At 60.0% G+C, this 23,926-nt stretch carries 17 protein-coding genes, 1 tRNA gene and 1 other annotated feature; of the genes, 9 read left to right on the top strand and 9 right to left on the bottom strand.

The genetic code is table 11. From position 1 onward, the window contains the following. The first annotated feature begins 154 nt into the window (after positions 1-154). From H6B15_RS01865 to ilvD (H6B15_RS01845), 5 genes are all read left to right on the top strand, one after another. A tRNA-Ile gene (locus tag H6B15_RS01865) sits at positions 155-231 on the top strand. 188 nt (positions 232-419) lie between these two features. Then, entirely contained in the window at positions 420-1,190 is a 771-nt protein-coding gene (locus tag H6B15_RS01860; RefSeq protein WP_204645437.1) for a MurR/RpiR family transcriptional regulator, read from the top strand. 196 nt (positions 1,191-1,386) lie between these two features. Then, the gene (locus tag H6B15_RS01855) at positions 1,387-2,982 is read left to right on the top strand and encodes a PTS transporter subunit EIIC (RefSeq protein ID WP_204645436.1); all 1,596 of its coding nucleotides are present in this window, start codon (positions 1,387-1,389) and stop codon (positions 2,980-2,982) included. A 46-nt stretch (positions 2,983-3,028) separates the two neighbouring features. Beyond that, complete coding sequence (locus tag H6B15_RS01850) at positions 3,029-4,354, top strand: 6-phospho-alpha-glucosidase (RefSeq protein ID WP_204645435.1); 1,326 nt, start codon at positions 3,029-3,031, stop codon at positions 4,352-4,354. 88 nt (positions 4,355-4,442) lie between these two features. Continuing rightward, the gene (ilvD, locus tag H6B15_RS01845) at positions 4,443-6,194 is read left to right on the top strand and encodes a dihydroxy-acid dehydratase (RefSeq protein ID WP_204645434.1); all 1,752 of its coding nucleotides are present in this window, start codon (positions 4,443-4,445) and stop codon (positions 6,192-6,194) included. A gap of 115 nt (positions 6,195-6,309) precedes the next feature. Here ilvD (H6B15_RS01845) and H6B15_RS01840 read toward each other — a convergent pair whose 3' ends face one another. Next, positions 6,310-6,489, bottom strand: coding sequence for a hypothetical protein (locus H6B15_RS01840; protein WP_204645433.1), 180 nt, complete (start codon positions 6,487-6,489; stop codon positions 6,310-6,312). Positions 6,490-6,733: 244 nt separating this feature from the next. Next, positions 6,734-8,047, bottom strand: a complete 1,314-nt coding sequence (locus tag H6B15_RS01835) for a DNA primase family protein (protein WP_204645432.1) — start codon at positions 8,045-8,047, stop codon at positions 6,734-6,736. A 467-nt stretch (positions 8,048-8,514) separates the two neighbouring features. Here H6B15_RS01835 and H6B15_RS01830 point away from each other — a divergent pair, with 467 nt between their 5' ends. The 3 genes from H6B15_RS01830 to H6B15_RS01820 all read left to right on the top strand — a co-directional run bounded on the left by H6B15_RS01830 (position 8,515) and on the right by H6B15_RS01820 (position 12,338). Continuing rightward, on the top strand, positions 8,515-8,976 hold the full coding sequence (locus tag H6B15_RS01830) for a hypothetical protein (RefSeq protein WP_204645431.1): 462 nt from the start codon (positions 8,515-8,517) through the stop codon (positions 8,974-8,976). A 903-nt stretch (positions 8,977-9,879) separates the two neighbouring features. Next, positions 9,880-11,349, top strand: coding sequence for a recombinase family protein (locus tag H6B15_RS01825; RefSeq protein ID WP_204645430.1), 1,470 nt, complete (start codon positions 9,880-9,882; stop codon positions 11,347-11,349). Positions 11,350-11,633: 284 nt separating this feature from the next. Further along, positions 11,634-12,338, top strand: a complete 705-nt coding sequence (locus tag H6B15_RS01820) for an NAD(P)H-hydrate epimerase (protein WP_204645429.1) — start codon at positions 11,634-11,636, stop codon at positions 12,336-12,338. A 53-nt stretch (positions 12,339-12,391) separates the two neighbouring features. Here H6B15_RS01820 and H6B15_RS01815 read toward each other — a convergent pair whose 3' ends face one another. From H6B15_RS01815 to ilvB, 6 genes are all read right to left on the bottom strand, one after another. After that, positions 12,392-12,931 carry a histidine phosphatase family protein gene (locus tag H6B15_RS01815; protein ID WP_204645427.1) on the bottom strand — a complete coding sequence of 180 codons (540 nt, stop codon included), beginning with the start codon at positions 12,929-12,931 and terminating at the stop codon, positions 12,392-12,394. 30 nt (positions 12,932-12,961) lie between these two features. Further along, positions 12,962-14,137 (bottom strand): MFS transporter, encoded by a 1,176-nt coding sequence (locus H6B15_RS01810; protein ID WP_204645425.1) that lies wholly within the window; start codon positions 14,135-14,137, stop codon positions 12,962-12,964. An 880-nt stretch (positions 14,138-15,017) separates the two neighbouring features. Then, positions 15,018-16,676: a dihydroxy-acid dehydratase gene (gene ilvD, locus H6B15_RS01805; protein ID WP_204645423.1), complete on the bottom strand. Its 1,659-nt coding sequence runs from the start codon at positions 16,674-16,676 to the stop codon at positions 15,018-15,020. A gap of 58 nt (positions 16,677-16,734) precedes the next feature. After that, positions 16,735-17,754: a ketol-acid reductoisomerase gene (gene ilvC, locus H6B15_RS01800; RefSeq protein ID WP_204645421.1), complete on the bottom strand. Its 1,020-nt coding sequence runs from the start codon at positions 17,752-17,754 to the stop codon at positions 16,735-16,737. A 62-nt stretch (positions 17,755-17,816) separates the two neighbouring features. Beyond that, entirely contained in the window at positions 17,817-18,410 is a 594-nt protein-coding gene (ilvN, locus tag H6B15_RS01795; protein WP_204645419.1) for an acetolactate synthase small subunit, read from the bottom strand. Positions 18,411-18,423: 13 nt separating this feature from the next. Then, entirely contained in the window at positions 18,424-20,088 is a 1,665-nt protein-coding gene (gene ilvB, locus H6B15_RS01790; RefSeq protein WP_204645415.1) for a biosynthetic-type acetolactate synthase large subunit, read from the bottom strand. A 113-nt stretch (positions 20,089-20,201) separates the two neighbouring features. After that, positions 20,202-20,436, bottom strand: a binding site (T-box leader). 165 nt (positions 20,437-20,601) lie between these two features. Between ilvB and H6B15_RS01785 the strand changes: the two genes are divergently transcribed. Further along, positions 20,602-21,825 (top strand): ATP-binding protein, encoded by a 1,224-nt coding sequence (locus H6B15_RS01785; protein WP_345941908.1) that lies wholly within the window; start codon positions 20,602-20,604, stop codon positions 21,823-21,825. Positions 21,826-22,227: 402 nt separating this feature from the next. Here H6B15_RS01785 and ilvA read toward each other — a convergent pair whose 3' ends face one another. After that, complete coding sequence (gene ilvA / locus H6B15_RS01780; protein ID WP_204645414.1) at positions 22,228-23,433, bottom strand: threonine ammonia-lyase; 1,206 nt, start codon at positions 23,431-23,433, stop codon at positions 22,228-22,230. Between the last annotated feature and the right edge of the window lie 493 nt (positions 23,434-23,926).

The raw sequence follows: 23,926 nt of genomic DNA, 5'->3' as shown, positions 1-23,926 counted from the left end.
CCCCCAACACCCCGCCGATTTTCCCCGCCTTGCCCATGGCTGTCCCTCCCCTGTTTTGCTTGGTACAGCCTATGCGCCCGCAGAAAAAACTTGCCCGCCCGCCTTGGCAAACGGGCAAAAATCTGCTATACTAAATCAGTTATCCCGTTTTTGCGGGCCATTAGCTCAGTTGGTCAGAGCTGGCGGCTCATAACCGCTTGGTCCCGGGTTCAAGTCCTGGATGGCCCACCAAACAAGGCGTATCCGAACCTAATCCTCTATGAGGAAGGGTTCGGATACGCTTTTTCTTTGTCAGAAGTGTTGCGCCGCGGGGAGTGATCATTGCCATTTTTGGCTGAAAAAAGTATAATAATATAAAATACAGCCTTCTGCGGGAGTGGAGCTGCCTTCAAACTTGCATATGGAAAGGGGTGGGAACTATGAAACTTGAAAAACTGACCCAGGATAAGGGGCTGACCGACACAGAGGTCGCTGTTTTGGAGTACATCGTAGCAAACCTGGACCATGTGCTCAGCGAAGGCGTCCGCGGCGTAGCGCGGGCCAATTTTACCTCCACTTCCACCATCATGCGTTTGGCCAAAAAGATGGGGTATGCCGGGTTCGTGGATATGTGCTATAAACTTCGCTCTCTTGTGGAAAAGCCCAATAAGACCGAGAAAGAAGAGGCTGACTTTCTGAATAGTTTTGGCACGGTGTCACTGTTGAATTACAATACCTATACGCAGGTCAAGAGCTGTGCACAGCAGATTGTCTGTCAGAAGGAGGACACGATCTTCATCTATGGCACGGGTTTTTCCGGTACGGTGGGGGAATACCTTTATCACAAGCTGTTGAACATGGGCAAGCATTGCCTGTTTGCCAGCGGCGGCGACTCGGTGGGCATCTTTGAAAACTCCCTGGACCGGATGGGGATGTTCATTGGCATCTCGAAATCGGGGGAGACATCTTTGGTGCGGGATAAAATCAAGACCGCCCAGGAGAACGGTATCTTTACGGTGGCCATCACTGGGGACCATGAGAACAGCGTGGGCCAGTTTGCAGACATCTGGTTTCGGGTGGAGGATCTGTGGAAGCTGGACGATTTGAACGTGATGCCCAATACCTTTTTCCCACAGACCATGATGCTGATGGAATTGATCGCCTATGAATACCGGCGCTTGTGCAAATCTGATAATGCATTGCCCGAATAATCGTGCGAATTGCCGAGCAAATAGGAATGATCAGCAAAACCTGTTACCGCTTTGGGTAACAGGTTTCCTTTTGCCCAAAAATAGTTTACAGATGGAAACTTTTTTGGCATATTGTGTGGTGTAAACACGGCCGTTACACAAAACACGGGCGGACGCGCCCTGCGGAAAACACAATAGAAAGAAGGAATCAGTTCTCATGAAAGAAAAAATCATGGACGCCATGCAGCGCTTCTCCAAAGCGATGTTCATCCCCGTCCTGATCCTGCCTATTGCTGGTATTCTGATCGCGGTCGGCAACCTGTTCACCAACACCCGTCTGATGGAAGTGCTGCCCTTCCTCAACAACCCCGTCACCACCGGTTTCGGCACCCTGCTGTCCGGCTCGCTGAACGCCATCATGACCAACCTCGGCGTCATCTTCTGCGTGGGCCTGGCGGTGGGCCTGGCAAACAAGAAAAAGTCCGAGGCGGGCTTCATCGCTTTGCTGGCCTTTCTGGTGTTCATCAACGCCATGAACCGCTTCATGGGCCTGACCGGCATCCTGGTGGAAGGCGACCTGAGCGGCACCGGCCAGACCACCGTGCTGGGCGTGCAGGTGCTGGATATGGGCGTCTTTCTGGGCCTGATGCTGGGCATCATCGTGGCCTGGATCCACAACCGCTTCTGTGAGACCGAGTTCAACAATGCCTTCCAGATCTATGGCGGCACCCGCTTTGTGTTCATCGTCCTGATCCCCTTGATGGTGGTGCTGGCCGTCGTCCTGACCTATGTGTGGCCCTTCGCCCAGGCGGGCATCAACTCTCTGGGCAGCTTCATCCAGGCTTCCGGCAACTTGGGCCTGTTCGTCTACGGTATGCTGGAGCGCCTGCTCATCCCCACCGGCCTGCATCATCTGGTCTACACCCCCTTCCTGTACACCTCCCTGGGCGGCGTCGCTGAGGTGGGTGGCCAGATCTACGAGGGCGCCCGCAACATCTACTACGCCGAGATCGCAGACCCCTCTGTGGCAGTCCTGAGCCAGTCGGTCATCTGGGACGCCCGGGGCATCTCCAAGATGTTCGGCCTGATCGGCGCCTGCCTGGCCATGTACCACACCGCGCGCCCCGAGAACCGCGGCAAAATCAAGGCCGTCCTGATCACCGCCGCCACCACGTCCTTCATCGCGGGCGTCACCGAGCCCATCGAGTTCAGCTTCCTGTTCGTGGCTCCCATCCTGTTCGTGGTCCACGCCGTTCTGGCCGGCTCCAGCATGGTGCTGCTGAATGTGCTGGGCTGCCGCGCCATCGGCCCCAACGGCTTCATCGACTTTCTGCTGTACAATGTGCCCCTGGGCACCGGCAAGACCCACTGGCCCGTCTACATCCTGGTGGGCGTCATCTACTTCGTTCTGTACTACGTCATCTTCCGCGTCCTGATCGTCAAGATGAACCTCAAGACCCTGGGCCGTGAGAGCGAGGGCATGGAGATGAAGCTGCACAGCAAGGCCGAGTACAAGGCCAAGGTGGCCGCAGGCAAGTCCGCCGGTCCTGCCGCGGACGGCGCCGTGGACGCGGCCCTCATCGTCAGCGCCTTGGGCGGCAAAGATAACATCCTCAAGGTCACCAACTGCTACACCCGCCTACGCACCGAGCTGGCCGACCCCGACCTGGTGCAGGAGGATGTGCTGAAAAGCCAGACCGGCGCCAACACCGTGATCCGCAAAGGCAAAAACGTGCAGGTCGTCTATGGTCTGAAGGTCAACGCCGTGCGCAAGGCCGTGGACCAGGAGCTGGGCTTTGCGGACCAGGAGTAAACGGTACCAACAAATGCAAATCAACAGAAAAGAGGTTGCTTGAGCTATGAAAAAATTTTCGGTCGTTATTGCCGGCGGCGGCAGCACGTATACCCCGGGCATTGTCATGATGCTGATGAACAGCCTGGAGCGGTTTCCCATCCGCAGCCTGAAGCTCTACGATATTGATGCGGAGCGCCAGGAAAAACTGGCCAAGGCCATTGCGCTGGCCATGAAAAAGGTGGCGCCGGACGTGGCCTTCTCCTACACCACCGACCCCAAAGAGGCCTTCACCGACGTGGATTTCTGCATGGCCCACATCCGCAGCGGCGGCTATCCCATGCGGGAAAAGGACGAGAAGATCCCCCTGGCCCACGGGGTGGTGGGGCAGGAGACCTGCGGCCCCGGCGGCATCGCCTACGGTATGCGCAGCATCCCCGACATCATGCAGCTGATCGATTACATGGAGGCTTACAGCCCCGACTGCTGGATGCTGAACTACTCCAACCCTGCCTCCATTGTGGCGGAGGCCTGCCGCGTTCTGCGTCCAAAGGCAAAGATCATCAACATTTGCGATATGCCGGTGGGCACACTGCGGCGGATGAGCTACATCGTGGGCAAGCAGCCCCAGGACTTGGATGTGCGCTATTTTGGCCTGAACCATTTCGGCTGGTGGACCAGCGTCAAGGGCAAGGACGGCACCGACTATACCCCCCAGCTCATCGACTATGTCAGCAAGAACGGCTATCTGACCCAGAAAGCCATTGAGACCCAGCACATGGACGCCAGCTGGCAGGAGACTCACCGCAAGGCGGCGGACCTGCTGGCGGTGACCCCTGATTGCCTGCCCAACACCTACCTGAAGTACTATCTTTTCCCTGACTATGTGGTGGCCCACAGTGACCCTAACTACACCCGGGCCAACGAGGTAGAGGATGGCCGCGAAAAAACAGTCTTTGGCGCCGCCAAGGCCATTGTGGATTCGGGGGAATTCAAGGGGGACGAGTTCACCATCGACAACCACGCCAGCTTTATTGTGGACCTGGCCCGGGCCATCGCCTACAATACTCACGAGCGAATGCTGTGCATTGTAGAAAACAAGGGCGCCATCTCCAACTTTGACCCCCACGCCATGGTGGAGGTGCCCTGCCTGGTGGGCAACGAGGGCCCTGAGCCCCTGTGCCAGGGCGAGATCCCCACCTTCCAGCTGGGCCTGATGCAAGAACAGGTGGCGGTGGAAAAGCTGGTGGTCCAGGCCTACTGTGAACACAGCTACCAAAAGATGTGGCAGGCCCTGACCCTGAGCAAGACTGTGCCCAGCGCCAAGGTGGCCAAGGAGATTCTGGATGATCTGATCGCAGCCAACAAGGACTACTGGCCTGAGCTGCACTGAAAGCAAACCCTTGATTGGATGAAGCTGCCGCGGTGGGAACTGTCCCTGCCGCGGCGGCTTTGCAAGGGGAATGGAGAGGAATTACTATATGGAACTGATCAGTCAAAAAATGCGTACCCTTTCCCCTGAGCTGGACCCGCTGCGGATTGGCACCGGCTGGAAGCCGGAGGATCTGGCAAAGCCCCAGGTCATCATTGAGAGCACCGCTGGCGACAGCCACCCCGGCAGCGGACATCTGGGCATCCTGGTGGAGGAAGTGCGTAAGGGCGTCCAGGAAGCCGGCGGCCATGGCGCCCGGTACACCTGCACCGATATCTGCGACGGCGAGAGCCAGGGAACCGACGGCATCAACTACAGCCTGGCCAGCCGTGAGATCATCGCCAACATGATCGAGATCCACGCCAATGCCACTCCCTTTGACGCTGGTGTTTACCTGGCCAGCTGCGACAAGGGTATGCCCGCCAACCTGATGGGCTGCCTGCGGGTGGATATTCCCTCGGTGGTGGTGCCGGGCGGCACCATGAACGCCGGCCCCGAGATGTTGACCCTGGAGCAGCTGGGCATGTACAGCGCCAAGTTTGAGCGGGGCGAGATTGATCAGGCCAAGCTGGACTGGGCCAAGCAGAACGCCTGCCCCAGCTGCGGCGCCTGCTCCTTCATCGGCACCGCTTCCACCATGCAGATCATGGCCGAGGCCCTGGGCCTGGCCTTGCCCGGCAGCGCACTGATGCCTGCCACCAGCCCGGATCTGCTGGCCTACGCTCGCCAGGCCGGCCGCCGGGCCGTGGAAATGGCAGGCCACGAGGAAATGAAGCCCAGCCGCATCGTGACCCTGGAGAGCTTTGAAAACGCCATCCTGGTCCACGCCGCCATTTCCGGCTCCACCAACTGCCTGCTGCATCTGCCGGCCATCGCCCACGAGCTGGGCATCGAGATCACCGGCGATACCTTCGACCGGCTCCACCGGGGCGCCCGCTACCTGCTGGACGTCCGTCCCGCCGGCCGCTGGCCCGCCGAGTGCTTCTACTATGCCGGCGGTGTGCCTGCCATCATGGAGGAAATCAAGGACCACCTGCACCTGGATGTCATGACCGTCACCGGCAAGACCCTGGGGGAGAACCTGGCCGAGCTGAAGGCCAACGGCTTCTATGAGCGGTGCCAGAAGTGGCTGGATGCGTTCAACGCCCGTTATGGCATCCATATCACCCGGGAGGACATCATCCGCCCCTACGACAAGGCCATCGGCACCGACGGCTCCATCGCCATCCTGAAGGGCAACCTGGCCCCCGAAGGGGCCGTCATCAAGCACACCGCCTGCCCCAAGGAGATGTACAAGGCCGTCCTCCGGGCCCGTCCCTTCGACAGCGAGGAGGAGTGCCTGGCTGCCGTGCTGCATCACCAGGTCCAGAAGGGGGATGCGGTCTTTATCCGGTATGAGGGCCCCAAGGGCAGCGGCATGCCTGAGATGTTCTACACCTCGGAAGCCATCAGCTCGGACAAAGAGCTGGGCCGCAGCATCGCCCTGATTACCGACGGCCGCTTTTCGGGTGCCTCCACCGGCCCTGTGATTGGCCATTGCAGCCCCGAGGCCGTGGACGGCGGCCCCATCGCCCTGGTGGAACAGGACGACCTGATCGAGATTGATGTCTTTGCCCGGAAGCTCAACATTGTGGGGGTCAAGGGGGAGCGGAAGACCCCGGAGGAAATGGCTGCCATTCTGGCCCAGCGCCGCGCCAAATGGCAGCCCAAGCCCCGCAAGTACACCAAAGGTGTGCTACGCCTGTTCAGCGAGTTGGCAGCCAGCCCCATGAAGGGTGCCTATCTCGACTACGGTAATTAATCCAAAAAATCCTCCTGAAAACACATATTCCCCGGCAGACTGGATATGGATGTATCCAGACCGCCGGGGGTATTTTCATAATCGACTACGATAAAATGAAAAGCCATCGGAGCTGTCAGGCAACTGATTTTTCCTTTGTTGCCCGTTGACGCTGTGCAAGCCAGGCCTCAAAAGCCTTCTGGTTTTCCTCAATTTCAAAAAATGCCTGGATACCGGGCAGAAATGTCCGGGCCAGGCATTCAAGGGAACCTGAGGGGAGGCCGTATTCTTTCTCTACATCCTTCTTTCTGGTCAAGTACTGTCCTCCATATCACGTTGGGGAAGATGTGCTTCATAAAATTTCACCTCAATTCTTTTAAGCATTGTGTACGAATTTAAAAATTTGCGTACAGTGAAAATAGGACTGTACGAGCTGTACGTTGTACGACATTTTGATATTCAATGATGATACAATGTTTTTTAAAATAGTTTTTCAAGTCACCGTACAGCGTACAGTACGTACAGGCTGTACGGTACTCAGCTTGTAAAAATTTTTATTACTAGCAGGGGTGAATGAGCGCCTCGATGCCGACAAATCCGCGCACCCGGCGGCCGCCTGGCAAATAGATGTTGTTGGTGGCTTCCAGGTTATAACGGAGGCTTTGCTGGTTCAGTTCGGTGCTGAGCCGGTTGGGTGACACCGGTCGGCAGGCGTTGTCGTCGCACCAGACCTTGTAGACTTCATAGAGGCACTTGGAGCTGACCTCAGCGTCGGCTTTGAAGCGGAAGTAGCCCTCCGATTCCAGAAAATCCAGGACATTGTTGCTGCTGCGTTTGACGGTGTCCAGATTGCCGGCAGCGCGGGCACTGACCGTGAATTTGTAGTTATTTCGCAGGAGCCGCGTCAATCCTTTCAGGCACCAGAGAAGGATGCCTTCCAGTTCCTCACAGAGCTTTTCGACCAGAAAAGGGTCGTCCTCCCGGCCGGCTGGACGTTCTTTGGTGGTCAGGATGAGCTGCCGCCGCCAGAAGCCGTCCGAGTGGTCGTACAGGGAAGTCAACGCGCCATTGCCGAAGCCGAGGAAACGTGCATAGATGTCGCTCTGATAGCTTTGGATGCCCTTGCGCTCCACGTCCATTTTGGCCTCGGCTGTCACGATGGACTTGAGGTAATTGGTCTTGGGAAGTGCGTTCATGTCCATGTCGTCGTCTACCATCAGCAGGCGGTGTTCCAGGTCGGCACGAGCGAAACGGCTGGTCTCAATTTTTTGGATACTGCCGTTGCTGGCGGCGTCGCCCATCAGCTTTTTGAGCACCAGACCAATGCGAGACTTGCCCTCCCCGCCCTTGCCGATGATGAGCATCATCCGCTGACCTTTGGTGCTGGGGATGAGACAGTAGCCCAGGTACTCTTGCAGGGTAGGGATGTCCTCGGTGTCGAGCAGTTCGCCGAGAAATGTCAGCCAGCGCCAGGGAGCAGCGGTCTGGGGGTTATAGGCGACCGGCAGGCGGTTGCGGCAGAACAGCTTACTCTCTTGAAAGGTGCCGTTGGTCAGGTGGTAGACTCCGTTTTGCAGGTGGATACGGTCGACCTCAATTTCCATAGGAGCGGCATAGGCCAGCAGACGCAGGCTGTCCAGGATGCTGTTCACCTTCTTGGAAAGCCCGCTGGTCACATAGCTTTCAATCTCCAGCAGGAGCTTTTGTTTGATTTCAGTTTCGTCCTCTACAGGACCGTCCGGCGTATAGAATTGGCCGTCGATGCACTTGAGCGGATGGGATTTCAAGAAGTCGTAGCAGAACTGGACCTCATTGATCTTCTTGCCATCGTACCAATCAGGCCATGCGGGATTGCGGGGCTTTTCGTATTTCATTTACACCTCTTTCTTTGCAGTTGGTGTGGTATCCGGCGTTTTGCCGTATACCGGGACGGATCATTTGCCGGTCTCCCTCGCTGCTTTCCTGGCAGGCAACCACTCATCTCTGAGGGCGCTGTGCCATCCCTTTCGGGCGCTCGCTCCAGGTGGAGGTTGTGGCGGTTTTGGCGGTGAGGACGGTCATTCAGTTTTACATTGGAGACAGTATAACAGTATAGCAGAAAAGACAGGGCTTTCCCGTATGTCCAAGAGGTTGGAATTTGCCCCAAAATGCTCCAGTTTCCACTCTCTTGGACAAAGCAAGGCCCTCCCGCAGTGTAACGAGAGGGCCTCTTGGTCAATATTCTATTGGGCGGTATTTTCAGTAGCCGCTACCGAAATTCTTTTCTGCTCCATCCGGTGTGCTTTGACGAGGGTTTGTGATACAATAGGGCAAAGTCCCAGCACAGAAGGAGGGCGGAATCATGGAACAGGACAAGCGGGGCCGGGGTCGGCCAAAAATCGACACACACATTACTGAGGCTTACGCTTCCAGCAGACGGCAGGCTGTCAATGCTGTGTACATGTATGAAGGCGTTGAGTTGATTTCGGTAGCGGCTACCGAAATTCCAGATACCTGCCTTTTGTGGCGCTCGGACGCCTCTACTCGAACGGCGGGCGGGAAACAGGGCATTCTGGAGCAGCTTGGACGGATGCTTATCCAGGACAAGTTCAGCCAGGACGACTGTATTACCATCGCCAACTTTGCAATCCAAGCGTTGAAAGCGGGACATACTTCCAGAGAGATCGAAAAGGCGATTCGTAAAGTCCGGCTCACGAACAAGAAAGCCTCTGCCGATCCAGAAAATGAGGCACTCAACCATGCGGCGGTCAATGCGTTGGACGAGCTACGGTCGATGGGAGACACAGGCAATACGGGCCTGTAAAGGACTTGCCGCTCTCCCCGCATGAGCTTCCTGCCCCCTTCCGGCGGCGTTGTCCGGCTCGCTCCCCCTGGTCGTTCTGGGAAAGGTCCTGGCCGGGTATTCCATGCAGACGGTCGTTCGGTTCTCAAAGTGCAAACAGGGCTACGGAACCAAAAAATCGTTACACAAACAGACCAGAAAAGCTCTCCCTTTTTGGGAGGCCTCCAGTTCCGTTTTATGTAGCGATTCAATTTGTTCTAAAACTGCTCCGATTGCTCTGAATGCTTTGAGAATCGAGCCAAAATATCTATATGATTTATTTTTCCATATTCAATTGTTTGGTGAGTATATCATGGGGTTGCGTGGGATGTCAACGGCTTTTTATGGCAAGAAAGCATTTTCGGCGAGATGCAACAGAATGGATTGAAAATTTCAGCAGAACGCCAAATGTGACGAAATATCAAGACAAAAGACGAGGGTGATATACCTTTGCTCCGCAGAGGGCAAAAAGGCTGGTTTGCAATCGCTGGAACAGGAAGCGTAGAACCGGCTCTCGTTGCCCTCTCCTTCACAAAGGTATAACACACTAGACTTTGCCAGCAAAGTCGTGTGCCACGAAACCCCCTGCGCGGTTTCTTTGGATTCTTCCGGCTGCACCGCCGCAGGGTTTGGGGAAGGCACTCCCCAACAAGTACGACCGGAATGTGAGACGCAATTTCAATTTTTGAAATTGTGGCCACAGGTCAATACTTGCTTATCGCTTTTTTCAAAACTTTTCCCTCTCTGGCTTTCAAAAAGCGCCGCGACTTTTTCTGATATACCAACTATTTGCAGCGAAATACTTGCCTTGTCTCGCAAAATATGGTATACACGTTATACGAAAGTTTGTTTTATCTGCCTGTTCTTGCGAAAGGAGGCCCCGCCATGACCGCCGTCATCTACGCCCGCTACTCCTCCGACAGCCAGCGCGAAGCCTCCATTGAAGGCCAGCTGCGGGACTGCAAAGAATACGCCGAGCGCAACGGCATCGCAATCGTGGGCACTTACATCGACCGGGCTTACTCTGCCAAGACCGATGACCGTCCTGAGTTCCAGCGGATGGTTCAGGACAGTGCCAGGAAAATCTTTGACGCAGTCCTGGTCTGGAAACTGGACCGCTTTGCCCGCAACCGTTACGATGCAGTCTACTACAAACGCCAGCTGGAAAAGAACGGCGTCCATCTCGTCTCGGTCATGGAGCCGATCTCGGACGGCCCTGAGGGCATCATGGTCGAGAGCCTGCTCATCGGCATGGCCGAGTACTATTCGGCAGAGCTGGCCATCAAGGTGGCCCGCGGCGAACGGGAAAACGCCCTCAAGTGCAAGTACAACGGCGGGGTAGTGCCGCTGGGCTATGTCATCGGCAAAGATGACCGGCTCTATCACATCGACCCCGAGACGGCTCCTATTGTACAGGAGATCTTCACCCGCTATGCCGACGGCGAACCTGCCGAAAAGATTGCGGCTTCCCTGAACGAACGCGGCCTGCGCACCCGCACCGGGAAGCCATTTGTCAAGAACAGCTTCTTTCAAATCTTCAAGAATCGCCGCTACATTGGGGAGTACAGCTACAAGGACATTGTGATCCCCGGTGGTATACCCGCCATTGTGGACAAAGACTTGTTCGACCGGGTGCAGGAACGTTTCGCCAAGAACAAAATCACCCATGGCCGCCCGGCCAAAGATGAGGTCAACTACCTCCTGACCACTAAACTGTTCTGCGGTAAATGCGGCACCCTGATGGCCGGCGAAAGTGGCACCAGCCACATGGGAACCACTTATCACTACTATAAGTGCGGAAAGGCCAAACGCAAGGGACAGGCGCATTGCAGCCTTAAAGCGATCCGCAAGGAACCTTTAGAGCGCTTTGTGGTGGATACGGCGGTCAAATTGATTTTGAACGATCCGGTCATTGAACATCTAACCGATTTGATCCTGGAAGCCCAGAACCGGGAGAACACCCGCCTCCCGGTTCTGAAAGAGCAGCTTCGGGACACAGAAAAGCGCCTGGCCAACCTGCTGGAGGCCATCGAGCAGGGCATCCTGACGCCCACCACCAAGCAGCGCCTGGACGAGCTGGAAACCCGCCGGGACGCCCTCAAGGCCAGCATCTTGGAAGAAGAACTGCAGAGGCCGACTCTGAGCCGGGAACAGATTTTGTTCTGGTTTGAGCGGTTCCGCCAGGGAGATGTGAACAGTCCTGCTTACCAGCGGCAGATCATCGACAACTTCGTCAACTCGGTCTATGTCTTTGAGGACCGTGTGGTGCTGAACTTCAACTTCAAAGAGAACGCCAAGACCGTCCCCCTTCGTGAGGTTTTGGGTTCGAGCGCTGATGGGAATGGCCCACCATAAAAAATGTACCCCCGTTCTGCGGGGGTACTTTTTTATTAAAAAAGGTCATCCAGGACTTGAAAGCCCGACGACAAAGCCGGGAAAAACAGTCCTGCGGACTGTTTTTTAGGGCGTGGGTGGCTCGGTCCCTGGATGGCCCACCAATAAGAAAAGCCCCGGCTGCGGCCGGGGCATTTTTTAATAAAAAGGCCATCCAGGACTTGAAAGCCAGACGGCGTAAGCCAAACATCTGGATTTTCCCGCCCGGTTCTGCTACACTAAAGCCAACAAAGGAGGGATTGGCCATGGTGCCTGTGGTAAGCGTACAGACCATGCGGGAAAGCGACGCATGGACCATTGAACACGAGGTCCCCAGCCTGGAACTGATGCTGCGGGCGGCCCGGGGCATTCGGGACGGGGTTGACTGGGCCCGGGGCGGCCCGGTGGGCATCCTGATGGGGTCGGGCAACAACGGCGGGGACGGCGCCGCCCTGGCCATGCTGCTGGCCCAGGCCGGGCGGGACTGCGTGCTGTATCGGATATCCGAAAAGACCAGCCCGGACAGCGCCTTCTATCTGGAAAAGGCCCGGGCCCTGGGGGTGCCGGTGCGCCCCTTTGCGGGCCATGAAGCCGAAATTGCCGCCTGCGGCATGCTGGTGGATTGTCTGCTGGGCACCGGCTTTGCGGGCACGGTGCGGGGGGCTTCGCGCCAGGCCATCCAGTGTATCAACCAAGCCCGGCAGGCCGGGGCCTATGTAATCAGCGCCGACATCAACAGCGGGCTGAACGGCGACACCGGCGAAGCCGAACTGGCGGTGGAGTCCGACCTGACCGTGTCCATCGGCTTTTTCAAGGCGGGCATGTTCCGGGGCGACGCCCCCCGCTACATCCACCGCCTGGTCAACGCCGACATCGGCATCCGGCTGCTGCGGCAGGATTTTTCTCTCGTGGAACCGGGCACCACCCCCGGGCCGGGGGAGATTGTCCGCCCGGATTACTGCCAACTGTAAAACAACACCGCCCCGGAAGGCATCTGCCCCCGGGGCGGTGTTCTTTTGTCTGTTTACCGGAAGGTATACCGGCGGATTTCGCAGTTGCGGATGCCGAAGGCCGCGTACTCGGCGTTGGTCATATCGTAAAAATAGGAGTTGACCACCCGGGCAATGCCGTTGTGGGCCACCAGCAGGCAGGTTTCGGGCCGTTCCCGCAGCTCATCCAGCAGGGTGTAGATGCGGGCCGCCACCCGCAGCATGCTCTCACCGCCTTCAAAACTTTCCACAAAATTGGCCTTGGCGGTGGAAAACTCCGCCCCGTCCCGGGGTGTGCCCTCGAACCGGCCGAAGTTCTGTTCCATCAGCCGGGGTTCCACCGTCAGGGGCAGCCCGGTCACATCGGCAATACACCGGGCGGTGTCGGCGGCCCGGGAAAGGGGCGAACACAGAATCCGGTCAATGGGCAGTTTTTCCAGCCGGATTTTCTCCCCCAGCTCGATGGCCTGGCGGCGGCCCTGCTGGGTGAGGGGGCTGTCGGTGGCGCCGCAGATCTTGTTTTCCACGTTCCAGACGGTCTGGCCGTGGCGGGTGAAGTAGATTTCGCTTGCCATAGAATTTCCTTTCAGTGCAGGGGCGGGCGGTTACAGAACCAGGCCGCGGCGGTGGGCGGTCTTGCGGTGCAGGCTTTCGGCCATGAGGAACATGAGAACCAGCAGCACCGCCATGAACCAAGGATACAGGTTCATGGAGACATGCTGGCCCAGCAGCCCGAACAGCGGCGGCATGAGGCAGCTGCCCACGTAGGCGCAGGCCATCTGCAGGCCGGTCATGGACATGCTCAGTTCCCGGCCGAAGTTGGCGGGGGTTTCGTGGATGATGCAGGGGTAGACGGGGGCGCAGCCCAGGCCCACTGTGATGAGCCCGGCAAACAGCACGTTGTTGCCGGCGGGCAGCAGGATGAGCACCAGGCCCAGGGCGATGAGGGCCTGGCCCAGGCGGATCATGTTCTGGTCGTTGATTTTCATGGTCAGGAAGCCGCAGACGCCCCGGCCCACCGTGATGCCCAGATAGAACAGGCTGGCCCAGGAAGCGGCGGTTTCGGCGTCGATGCCCCGGGCCACGGTGCAGTAGCTGGCGGCCCACATGCCGGCGGTGCCTTCCAGGGCGCAGTAGCAGAAGAAGCAGGTCACCACCTGGCGCACCCCGGGCAGGCGGAGCAGTTCGGGGATGGACCGCTGCTGGGGGGTGAAGTCGGCGCCGTCCAGGGTCTGCCGGGGGCTTTTCCACAGCCGCAGGCTGAACAGCAGCACGGCGGTGAGCACGAACTGCAGCACCGCGATGGTGCGGTAGCCGCCCTGCCAGGCGCCCCCGGCCAGGGCCCGGCCCATGATGATGGGCCCGATGCTGGCACCCACGCCCCACATGCAGTGCAGCCAGCTCATGTGGCGGCTTTCATAGTGGAGGGACACATAGTTGTTGAGGGCGGCGTCCACGCTGCCGGCACCCAGGCCGTAGGGGATGGCCCACAGGCAGAGCTGCCAGAACCGCCCGCTGAAGGAAAAGCCCAGCAGAGCCACGGCGGTGAGCAGCACGCTGTAGGCGGTGACCTTGCCGATGCCCAGGGCGATGTTGAGCCGGGCGCTGGCCAGGCTGGACAGGATGGTGCAGGCGGAGATGATCATGGAGACGATGCCCGCCCAGGACAGGTCCGCCCCCATCTGGGTGTACATGCTGGGCCAGGCGGACCCCAGCAGGGCGTCGGGCAGGCCCAGGCTGATGAAGGCCAGATAGATGAGCGGCAATAACAGGGATGCCATAAAACGTATCTCTCCCACTTTTCTGGATTTTGACGGCCCCGCGGGCCCATGTGGGCCATTATACCACGAAACGGGAAGGATGCAAACGGGGAGGTGCCGCGCAGCGGCGGTGGGGTTGGTTTGCCTCTTGCTTCTTGGCAAGCGGCTGGCACCCGTTCAGTCCTTCCTTTTGTGACCAAAAGGAAGCGAAAAGTCCCACCGTTTCGACGCGGTGGACGCCGACCAGGGTTTTCAACCCTGGACCCATATGCGGCCACCCCTGCCGGGACGGCCTATTCACCGGCCTGGGGCCCGGTGAACAAGGAAAAGGATTAAAACCCATTTCCCAATAGCAGCTGCTGAAGGCTCCCCTGTGCAAGGGGAGCTGGCGGCCGGAAGGCCGACTGAGGGGTTGGAGACTTGACAGTATTGCCCGGTAACGGGAAATCAGGCATGGTTTACAACCCCTCCGCCGCTGTGCGGCACCTCCCCTTGCACAGGGGAGGCTTTTCGGAAGTACCATTCAAATCCATTCCTTGCTCAGGTCCCCCAGGACCTGAGTAGGCCGTCGCAAGGTGGCCGCATCTCGGGGTCTGGGGCCGCAGCCCCAGCCGGCGGCCGCCGCATCGGAACGGCGGGCCCTTTTCGTTTCCTTTTCGGGCACGAAAAGGAAAGCCTCCGCGGCAGATACCGTTTGTCAGGAAACCGACCGTTTGCCAAAAAGGAAGGCTGCCAGCCGATCCTCCCCGGCAGCCGGGCGGCAAAACAACCCCTCAGTCGCCTTCGGCGCCAGCTCCCCTTACACAGGGGAGCCCTGGGGCGCCGCACCGCAAAAAGGGCCGCGCCTTGCGGCGCGGCCCAAACAGGCAGGATCTTTTCTTTGGCTGTGAAAAGGGTAAAATCAGCGCAGCACCGCGCCCAGGTTGGCAGAGGTGACCATGCGGGCGTACCGGGCCAGCCAGCCGCTCTTGACGTTGGGTTCGGGGGCCTGGTAGGCCGCTTTGCGGGCCGCCAGCTCCTCGTCGCTGACATGCAGGGTGATGGAGGCGTTGGGGATGTCGATCTCGATGGTGTCCCCTTCCTTGATGAGGCCGATGGGCCCGCCGGAGGCCGCTTCCGGGCTGACGTGACCGATGGCCGCGCCGCGGGACGCGCCGGAGAACCGGCCGTCAGTGATCAGGGCCACGGTGGTGTCCAGCTTCATACCGGCCAGGGCACTGGTGGGGTTGAGCATCTCCCGCATACCGGGGCCGCCCTTGGGGCCTTCGTACCGGATAACCACCACGTCCCCGGGGTGAATTTCCCCATTATAAATGGCGGTGATGGCGGTCTCCTCACTGTCGAACACCCGGGCCGGGCCGGTGTGGTGCTGCATTTCGGGGGCCACGGCGCTGCGCTTGACCACGCAGCCGTCCGGGGCGATGTTGCCCCACAGGATCTGCAGCCCGCCGTTGACCGAATAGGGGTTGTCGATGGGTCGGATGGCCTTCTGGTCCAGAATCTTCGCCCCGGCGATGTTCTCGCCCAGGGTCTTGCCGGTGACGGTGGGAACCTCCAGGTCCAGCAGCCCCGCCTTGGCCAGTTCGGCCTGCACGGCGGGAATACCCCCTGCCTCGTACAGATCGGGCATATGGGTGGGGCCCGCCGGGGCCAGATGGCAGAGGTTGGGGGTCTTGGCGCTGATCTCGTTGAACAGTTTCAGGTCGATGGGCACGCCCGCCTCGTAGGCGATGGCCAGCAGATGCAGCACCGTGTTGGTAGAGCAGCCCAGGGCCATATCGCAGGTCAGGGCGTTGCGGATGGACCGCTCGTTGACGATCTGCCGGGCGGTGATGCCCCGGTTGACCAGGTCCATAACCGCCATACCGGCCCGTTTGGCCAGCTGCAGCCGCTTGGCGTAGACCGCCGGGATGGTGCCGTTGCCGGGCAGGGCGATGCCGATGGCCTCGCACAGGCAGTTCATGCTGTTGGCGGTGTACATGCCGGAGCAGGAACCGCAGCCGGGGCAGCAGTTGCAGGTGCAGTCTTCCAGCTGTTCGTCGTTGATGAGCCCGGCCTTGTAGGCGCCCACCGCCTCGAACATCTTGGACAGGCTGACCTCCTCGCCGCCGTAGCGGCCGGCCAGCATGGGCCCGCCGGAGCAGACCACCGCGGGCACATCCATGCGCACGGCGGCCATAAGCATGCCGGGCACGATCTTGTCGCAGTTGGGCACCAGAACCAGACCGTCCAGCTGGTGGGCCATGTACATGGTCTCCACGCTGTCGCAGATCAGTTCCCGGCTGGCCAGGGAATACTTCATGCCGATATGGCCCATGGCGATGCCGTCGCACACGCCGATGGAAGGCATGAGCACCGGGGTGCCCCCGGCCATACGGATACCGGCCTTGACGGCGTCCGCGATCTTGTCCAGGTTCATGTGACCGGGCACGATCTCACTGTAGGCGGACACCACGCCGATGAGCGGGCGTTCCAGTTCTTCCGGGGTATAGCCCAGGGCGTAGAACAGGCTGCGGTTGGGGGCGCGCTCGGGGCCCTTCTTGACGTTATCGCTGTGCATGGGGCACATCCTCCTCTGCCGCCCGGGGCGGCCGTGCTGTTGTTTTTGGGGTTGGAGCTTACTTCTTCAGCCAGCTCATCATCTGGCGCAGTTCCTTGCCCACCTTCTCGATGAGGTGCTCGGACTGCATGCGGCGCTCGGCCAGGAAGTGGACCTTGCGGCCGCCCTTGGGGCTCATCTCGGTGAGGAACTCGCTGGCGAAGGTGCCGTCCTGGATCTCGGTCAGGACCTTCTTCATCTCCTTGCGGGTTTCCTCGGTGATCAGGCGCTTGCCGGTGCGGTAGTCGCCGTACTCGGCGGTGTTGGAGATGGAGTAGCGCATCTTGTCGAAGCCGCCTTCGTTGATCAGGTCGACGATGAGCTTCATCTCGTGGCAGGTCTCGAAGTAGGCCATCTCGGGGGCGTAGCCGGCTTCCACCAGGGTATCGAAGCCCGCATGGATCAGCTCGCAGACGCCGCCGCACAGCACAGCCTGCTCACCGAACAGGTCGGTCTCGGTCTCTTCCTTGAAGGTGGTCTCCAGGATGCCCGCACGGCCGGCGCCGATGCCGGAAGCGTAGGCCAGGGCGATCTCCTTGGCCTTGCCGGTGTAGTCCTGCTCCACGCAGATCAGGGACGGGCAGCCCTCGCCTTCGGTGTACAGGCGGCGGACAATGTGGCCGGGGCCCTTGGGGGCGATCATGATGACGTCCACGTTCTTCGGCGGGGTGATGGTCTTGAAATGGATGTTGAAGCCGTGGGCAAAGGCCAGGGCCTTGCCTTCGGTCATGTAAGGAGCCACCTGGTTATAGTAGATGTCGGCGCAGAGCTCGTCCGGCACCAGCATCATGACGATGTCGCCGGCCTTGGCGGCTTCTTCCACTTCCATCACCTTGAAGTTGGGATGGGTGGCGGCAAACTCCTCTGCCTTTGCCCAGTGGCCGGAGCCCTTGCGCAGGCCGACGACGACGTTGACGCCGCTTTCGGCCAGGTTTTCGGAGTGGGCGTGGCCCTGGCTGCCGAAGCCGATAACGGCGACGGTCTTGCCGTCCAGCACGCCGAGGTTGCAGTCGGAATCGTAGTACTTGTTGATAGCCATGGGTTCATTTCTCCTTTGCTGATTACATTTTTATAATAAGGTTTTTCCGGGAAACAGATTTGTCAGGGCTCCGGGCAGTGGGTGCCGGGCAGGGGCAGCTGGGCGGCCCGCACTTCCTGGGGCGGTTTCTGCATGTGCTGGTGCTTGCCACCCCGTTCCAGGGCGGTGACGCCGGTACGGCAGAGTTCCAGGATCTCGTACCCTTCGAACATCTTGAGGAAGGCGTCGATCTTTTCCGGCTTGCCGGTGAGTTCAAACACCATGCTGTCGGGGGAAAGATCAATGATCTTGGATTTGTAAATGGAAGCGATCTCCCGCAGTTCGGCGCGGTTGGCGGTGGTGCAGGCCACCTTCAGCAGCAGCAGTTCCCGCTGCAGGCTGTTGTCGGCGTTGAGCTCAAAGACCTGGCGGGCCACTTCCAGCCGTTCGGTCTGCAGGATCAGCTGTTCGATCTCCTGGTCCTTGCCGTGGGTGGCCACGGTGATGCGGCTGACGGCGGGGTCGTTGGTGGCCGACACGGTCAGGCTGTCGATGTTGAAGCCCCGGCGGCAGAACAGGCTGGATACCCGGGCCAGAACGCCGTTCTGGTTGTCCACCAGCAGGCTGATCACCCGGCGGCGATCGGCGGGCGGGCCGCTGTGCGTTTCCTTTTTCATGCTGAGCCCTCCTTTATTCCATGATGATGTCGTTGATGTCGCCGCCGCCCGGGATCATGGGCAGCACCCGCTCGTCCTTGCCGATGCGGCAGTCGATCCAGGTGGGGCCGTCCTGCTTCATGGCGTCGGCCAGGGCCTCCTTGAATTCCGCCGGGTTGGTGGCTCGGTATCCCTTGAGGCCGAAGCCTTCGGCCAGCTTGACGAAGTCGGTGTGGCGGTGAGGGTCGGTGGCGGAGTAGCGCCCTTCATAGAAGCTGGTCTGCCACTGCCGGACCATGCCCAGCACCGAGTTGTTGAAGATGACGGTGATGATGGGCAGATGGTAGCTCACGGCGGTGCAGGCTTCGTTGAGGTTCATGTGGAAGGAGCCGTCGCCGGTGAGCATAATCACCCGCTGGTCCCGGCCCAGGGCCATCTGGGCGCCGATGGCGGCGCCGTAGCCGAAGCCCATGGTGCCCAGGCCGCCGCTGGTGAGGAAACCGCGGCTCTTGGTGTGGTGCAGGTACTGGGCCGCCCACATCTGGTGCTGGCCCACGTCGGTGACATAGACGGCTTCCGGCCCGGCCTGGCGGCAGAGCTCATCGATGAGCTGGTGGGGCCGCAGTTCGGTTTCGCTGTCCTGGGGGCGGTAGTCCACCTTCTGCCAGGAACGGATCTGTTCCATCCACATCTTGTGTTCGGTCTTTTCCACGTAGGGCAGAATGGCCTGCAGCACATAGGCGGCGTCCCCGGAGATGCACAGGTCCACATCCACATTCTTGCCCATCTCGCTGGGGTCGATGTCGATCTGGATGATTTTCGCCTTGGATGCGAAGGTGTCGGGGTTCAGCGCCACCCGGTCGGAAAAGCGGGTGCCCACGGCCAGAACCAGGTCGGCTTCCGCAATGGCCTTGTTGGCCGCAAAGCTGCCGTGCATGCCCAGCATGCCCAGGTTGTGGGGTTCGCCATAGCCCAGAACGCCGGCGGCCATCAGGGTGTGGGTGGCGGGCATGCCCGCCTTATTCAGCAGGTTCCGCAGGGGCTGGCAGCCCGCCGCGCTGCGCACGCCGCCGCCAAAGTAGACGATGGGGCGCTGGGCCTTGTTGATCATCTCGGCGGCTTCCCGGGCTTCGGCTTCATCCACCCGGGTGACGGTGCGGATGAGTTCCGGGGCCTTGGGGGTGAATTCGCACTTGTTGGCGGTGACATCCTTGGGAATGTCCACCAGCACCGGGCCCTTGCGGCCGCTCTGGGCGATGCGGAAGGCGCTGCGCATGGTGTCGGCCAGGTCTTCCACCTTGCGCACCGTGTAATTGTGCTTGGTGATGGGCATGGTGATGCCTTCGATGTAGGCTTCCTGGAAGCTGTCCCGCCCGATGAGGCTGGTGGCCACGTTGCCGGTGAAGGCCACCATGGGCACGCTGTCCATATAGGCGGTGGCAATGCCGGTGACCAGGTTGGTGGCGCCGGGGCCGCTGGTGGCCAGCACCACGCCGGTGCGGCCGGTGGCCCGGGCGTAACCATCTGCCGCATGGGCAGCGCCCTGCTCGTGGGCGGTCAAAATATTCTGTATTCTATCGGAGCTTTTATACAATTCGTCATAAAGATTCAGTACCGCACCGCCGGGATAGCCGAAGATGGTATCGACGCCCTGTTCCACCAGGACTTCCACAAAGATCTGTGCGCCGGTCAACAGCATGGTGGACAACTCCTTTCGTTGCTCTGGATTCCTCTTTTCGTATTTCTTACCCAGTGGGCCGCCAACGGCCCGGAGAGTGTAAAAAAACAGCCTTCGTCCCCTGTTTCCAAGAGACAAAGGCCGTGTAGGCTCTCTGCGGTACCACTCTTCTTGGCATGGCGTCCATGCCCGCTCATCAGGCTTCAAGCAAAGCCCTGCACGGTAACGGGTGCTTCCGGGTCCGGTTACTGGACATTCACCGGGCCTGCTCCGGGATGACTTCGCGCCCTGCCTGCCCGCTGCCTTGCACCGGCCGGCAGCTCTCTGTTGGTGGTGTGGGGCGTTACTGGTTCCCATCACAGCAGTTCAGCTGTTTAGCTTGGTAAAGTGTATATTGAATTGTACCGCATTTTTTTCCCGATGTCAACAGGATTTTAGTAATTTTCACAAACCCTTGCGCACCGGCGGCCGAACGTTTATACTGGGGTCAGCCTGACTTTGTCTGTTGGACGTTATCAAAGGGGGAGTTTGTATATGATGACCATCCGTGACCTTTCGGTCCGTCTGGGATCGCTGGTGGTGTTGCGGGGCGTTTTGCGGGACGAAACCGTCCGCCGTTTCACCGCCATGCTGCAGGCGGCGCTGGGCTATTCCGGCAACGCCGCCCCGCTGGCGGACGCCGTGGCCGATTTTGAGGCTTCCCTGCTGCCCCGGGGGGAAAACTGGAGCCGGGTGTTGCTGGACATTGTGCTCAATGACGACAACCTGTGCATCCGTCACAGCCAGACGCCCCAGGGTGCCGGGGAGGTGGCGGAGGGCAATCTGGCCCGGGACCTGAGCGTTTTGCAGGCGGCGGGGTCGCTGACCCTGGCGGACCTGCTGACGCCGCTGGAAGGCGGAGACGCCCTGCTGAACCAGATGCCCTTACCCTGGAAGGTGGAGCCGGAGCTGCGCTTTGCCAAGGAATACGCGGCCCGGCGGCGGCAGGTGCCCCATGCGGGGTACGGCATCTTTGCCCGGTACCACGTCTTTACCCTGGAGGAGGGCAAGCTGACCCCGGTGCGCTACCCGGACCCCCAGCGGCTCAGCGAGCTGCCGGGCTATGAGCGGGAGCGGCAGAAGATCATTGAGAACACCAAGGCCCTGCTGGCGGGTCTGCCGGCAGCCAACGTGCTTTTGTACGGCGACGCGGGCACCGGCAAGTCCAGCACGGTGAAGGCGCTGGTCAACGAGTTCCGGGGCGACGGGCTGCGGCTGGTGGAAATCAAGAAGCACCAGCTGTACCAGATGCCGGGGCTGATGGATGATCTGGCAGACAATCCGCTGAAGTTCATCCTCTTCATCGACGATCTGAGTTTTTCTTCCAACGACGACAACTTTGCCGCCCTGAAAGCCATTCTGGAAGGCAGCGTGGGCGGGCGCAGCCGCAACGTGGCGGTGTACGCCACCTCCAACCGGCGGCACCTGGTCAAGGAGACCATGTCCGACCGTATGGCGGGGGATGACATCCACGCGGGGGATACCCGCCAGGAGCTGATGAGCCTGTCCGCCCGGTTCGGGCTGACGGTGACCTTCCAGCGGCCGGACAAGGCGCTGTACGAAACCATCGTCATGGACCTGGCCCAGCGGTGCGGGGTGCAGATGCCCTCCGACCAGCTGATGATGCGGGCCGAAGCCTTCGCGCTGCGGGCCGGCGGCCGCAGTCCCCGGGTGGCCAAGCAGTTTGTGGAACTGCTGGCCGGCGGGGTACAGCTGTAACCTTCCCCAATGCCCCCCCTGTGTAAGGGGAGGTGCCGCGCAGCGGCGGTGGGTTTGTTTCTCACTTCTTGGGTAACGGCTGCCTGCCGTTTAGTCCTTCCTTTTGTGACCAAAAGGAAGCGAAAAGTCCCACCGTTTCGACGCGGTGGACGCCGACCAGGGCGTTTTTTGCCCGGGCGGCTGTGCCGCCCGATGGCGCTACGCGCCATGCAAAAAAGCAACGCGCAGCGTTGTTTCCGAAATGGGTCGGCCGCGAAAAGCGGCCAATAGTTGGGTGAGAAACCTTGCCCCGTTGGGATGCGGCCACCTTACGACGGCCTACTCAGGTCCTGGGGGACCTGAGCAAGGAATGGATTGAAATAGCGCTACCGGAAGGCCTCCCCTTGCACAGGGGAGCCTTTTTTATGCCCTCTCGGTTACCAGTTCGAACCCTTCCTCCTTCAGGCGGGTCTTGATCTGTTCGATCTGGGCGGCATCCCGGGTTTCCAGGCCCAGGCGCAAAAAGCAGCTGGTGATGGCCATGTTGGTGTCGCCCCGGTCGTGGTGCACCGACACGATGTTGGCCCCGCAGGCGGACACAATGTCCGACACCCGCAGCAGCTGGCCGGGTTTGTCCTCCAGGGCGATCATCAGGCTGGCGGTGCGCCCGCTCATGATCAGGCCGCGGGTGATCACCCGGGACAGGATGTTCACGTCGATGTTGCCGCCGGACACCAGGCACACCGTCTTTTTGCCTGCAATGGGCAGCTTGCCGAAGAGGGCGGCGGCCACCGGGGTGGCCCCGGCGCCTTCGGCCACCAGTTTCTGGTTTTCCATCAGGTCCAGAATGGCGGCGGCAATCTCGTCTTCGCTCACCGTGACGATGTCATCCACGTACTTCTGGATCAGCTCGAAGGTCTTTTCCCCGGGGGTCTTCACCGCAATGCCGTCGGCAAAGGTGTCCACCCGGTCCAGGGTCTCGTAGGTGCCGTCGTGGTAGGCGCGGTACATGCTGGCCGCTCCCGCCGCCTGCACGCCGTAGATCTTCACTTCGGGACGCAGGCTCTTCACCGCCATGGCCACGCCGGCAATCAGGCCGCCGCCGCCGATGGGCACGATGATGGCCTCCACATCCGGCAGCTGGTCCAGAATTTCCAGCCCGATGCTGCCCTGCCCCGCCATGACCAGCTCGTCGTCATAGGGGTGGATGAAGGTCATGCCGGTTTCTTTCTGCAGTTCCACCGCCCGGTCGTGGGCGTCGTCGTAGGTGCCCTTGACCAGCTCCACCCGGGCGCCCAGCCGCTTGGTGCTTTCCACCTTCATGATGGGGGCGCCGTCCGGCATGCACACCACGCTGGGAATGCCCAGCCGGGTGGCCGCCAGCGCCACGCCCTGGGCGTGGTTGCCCGCCGAACAGGCGATGACCCCGTGGGCGCGCTCTTCCTCGGTGAGCTGGCTGATCTTATAGTAGGCACCCCGCAGCTTGAAACTGCCGGTGACCTGGAGGTTTTCGGTTTTCAGATACAGTTCACTGTCGCTGTGCAGGCGTTCGGCCGCAATCAGGTCGGTGCGGCGGGCTACATCCCGCAGTACAAAGGCGGCGTGATAGATCTTGTCGAGCGTGAGCATGGACGTCCTTCCCTTCCTTGGGTGTTGGCCCGGCGCCAAGAGGGCGCGAAAGCGGCCCGGGACCGGCCGGGCCGCTTTCTGCTTCGTCCTTGAAGCGTTGAGCGTATGAGCATGATTATAGTTGAATGTATTTGATTTGTAAAGTGAAATAAATTCACTATGTACGCATACCGCGTGCAGACGTACAAAATCCAGCGTTGTTTTTGTGAAATACAGCGAATGGGTCCGGGAACGGGCGGCGGATGGACAACCCTTTTGCCGCTGCGCGGCACCTCCCCTTACACAGGGGAGGCTTTGGGGAGAGAAGGCACTGCGGGGCTCCCTTTACACAGGAAAGGCTTTGAGGAGAAGGCGCTGCGGGGGCTTCGCCCTATGCGGCGGGCGCATGACCAAAACGTCCCTGCCTTTGTGCTTGTACGACAAACCAAACAAAAAAGCGGCGCCATTCTTGTGCTTGTATACACTTTTGCACCGCCCCACTTTCGTTTATAAT

Source organism: Gemmiger formicilis, assembly GCF_016900095.1.
Taxonomy (GTDB): Bacteria; Bacillota; Clostridia; order Oscillospirales; family Ruminococcaceae; genus Gemmiger; species Gemmiger formicilis_A.
The sequence above is the reverse complement of the archived record's forward strand: the minus strand, read 5'-3'. Positions and strand labels throughout refer to the sequence as shown.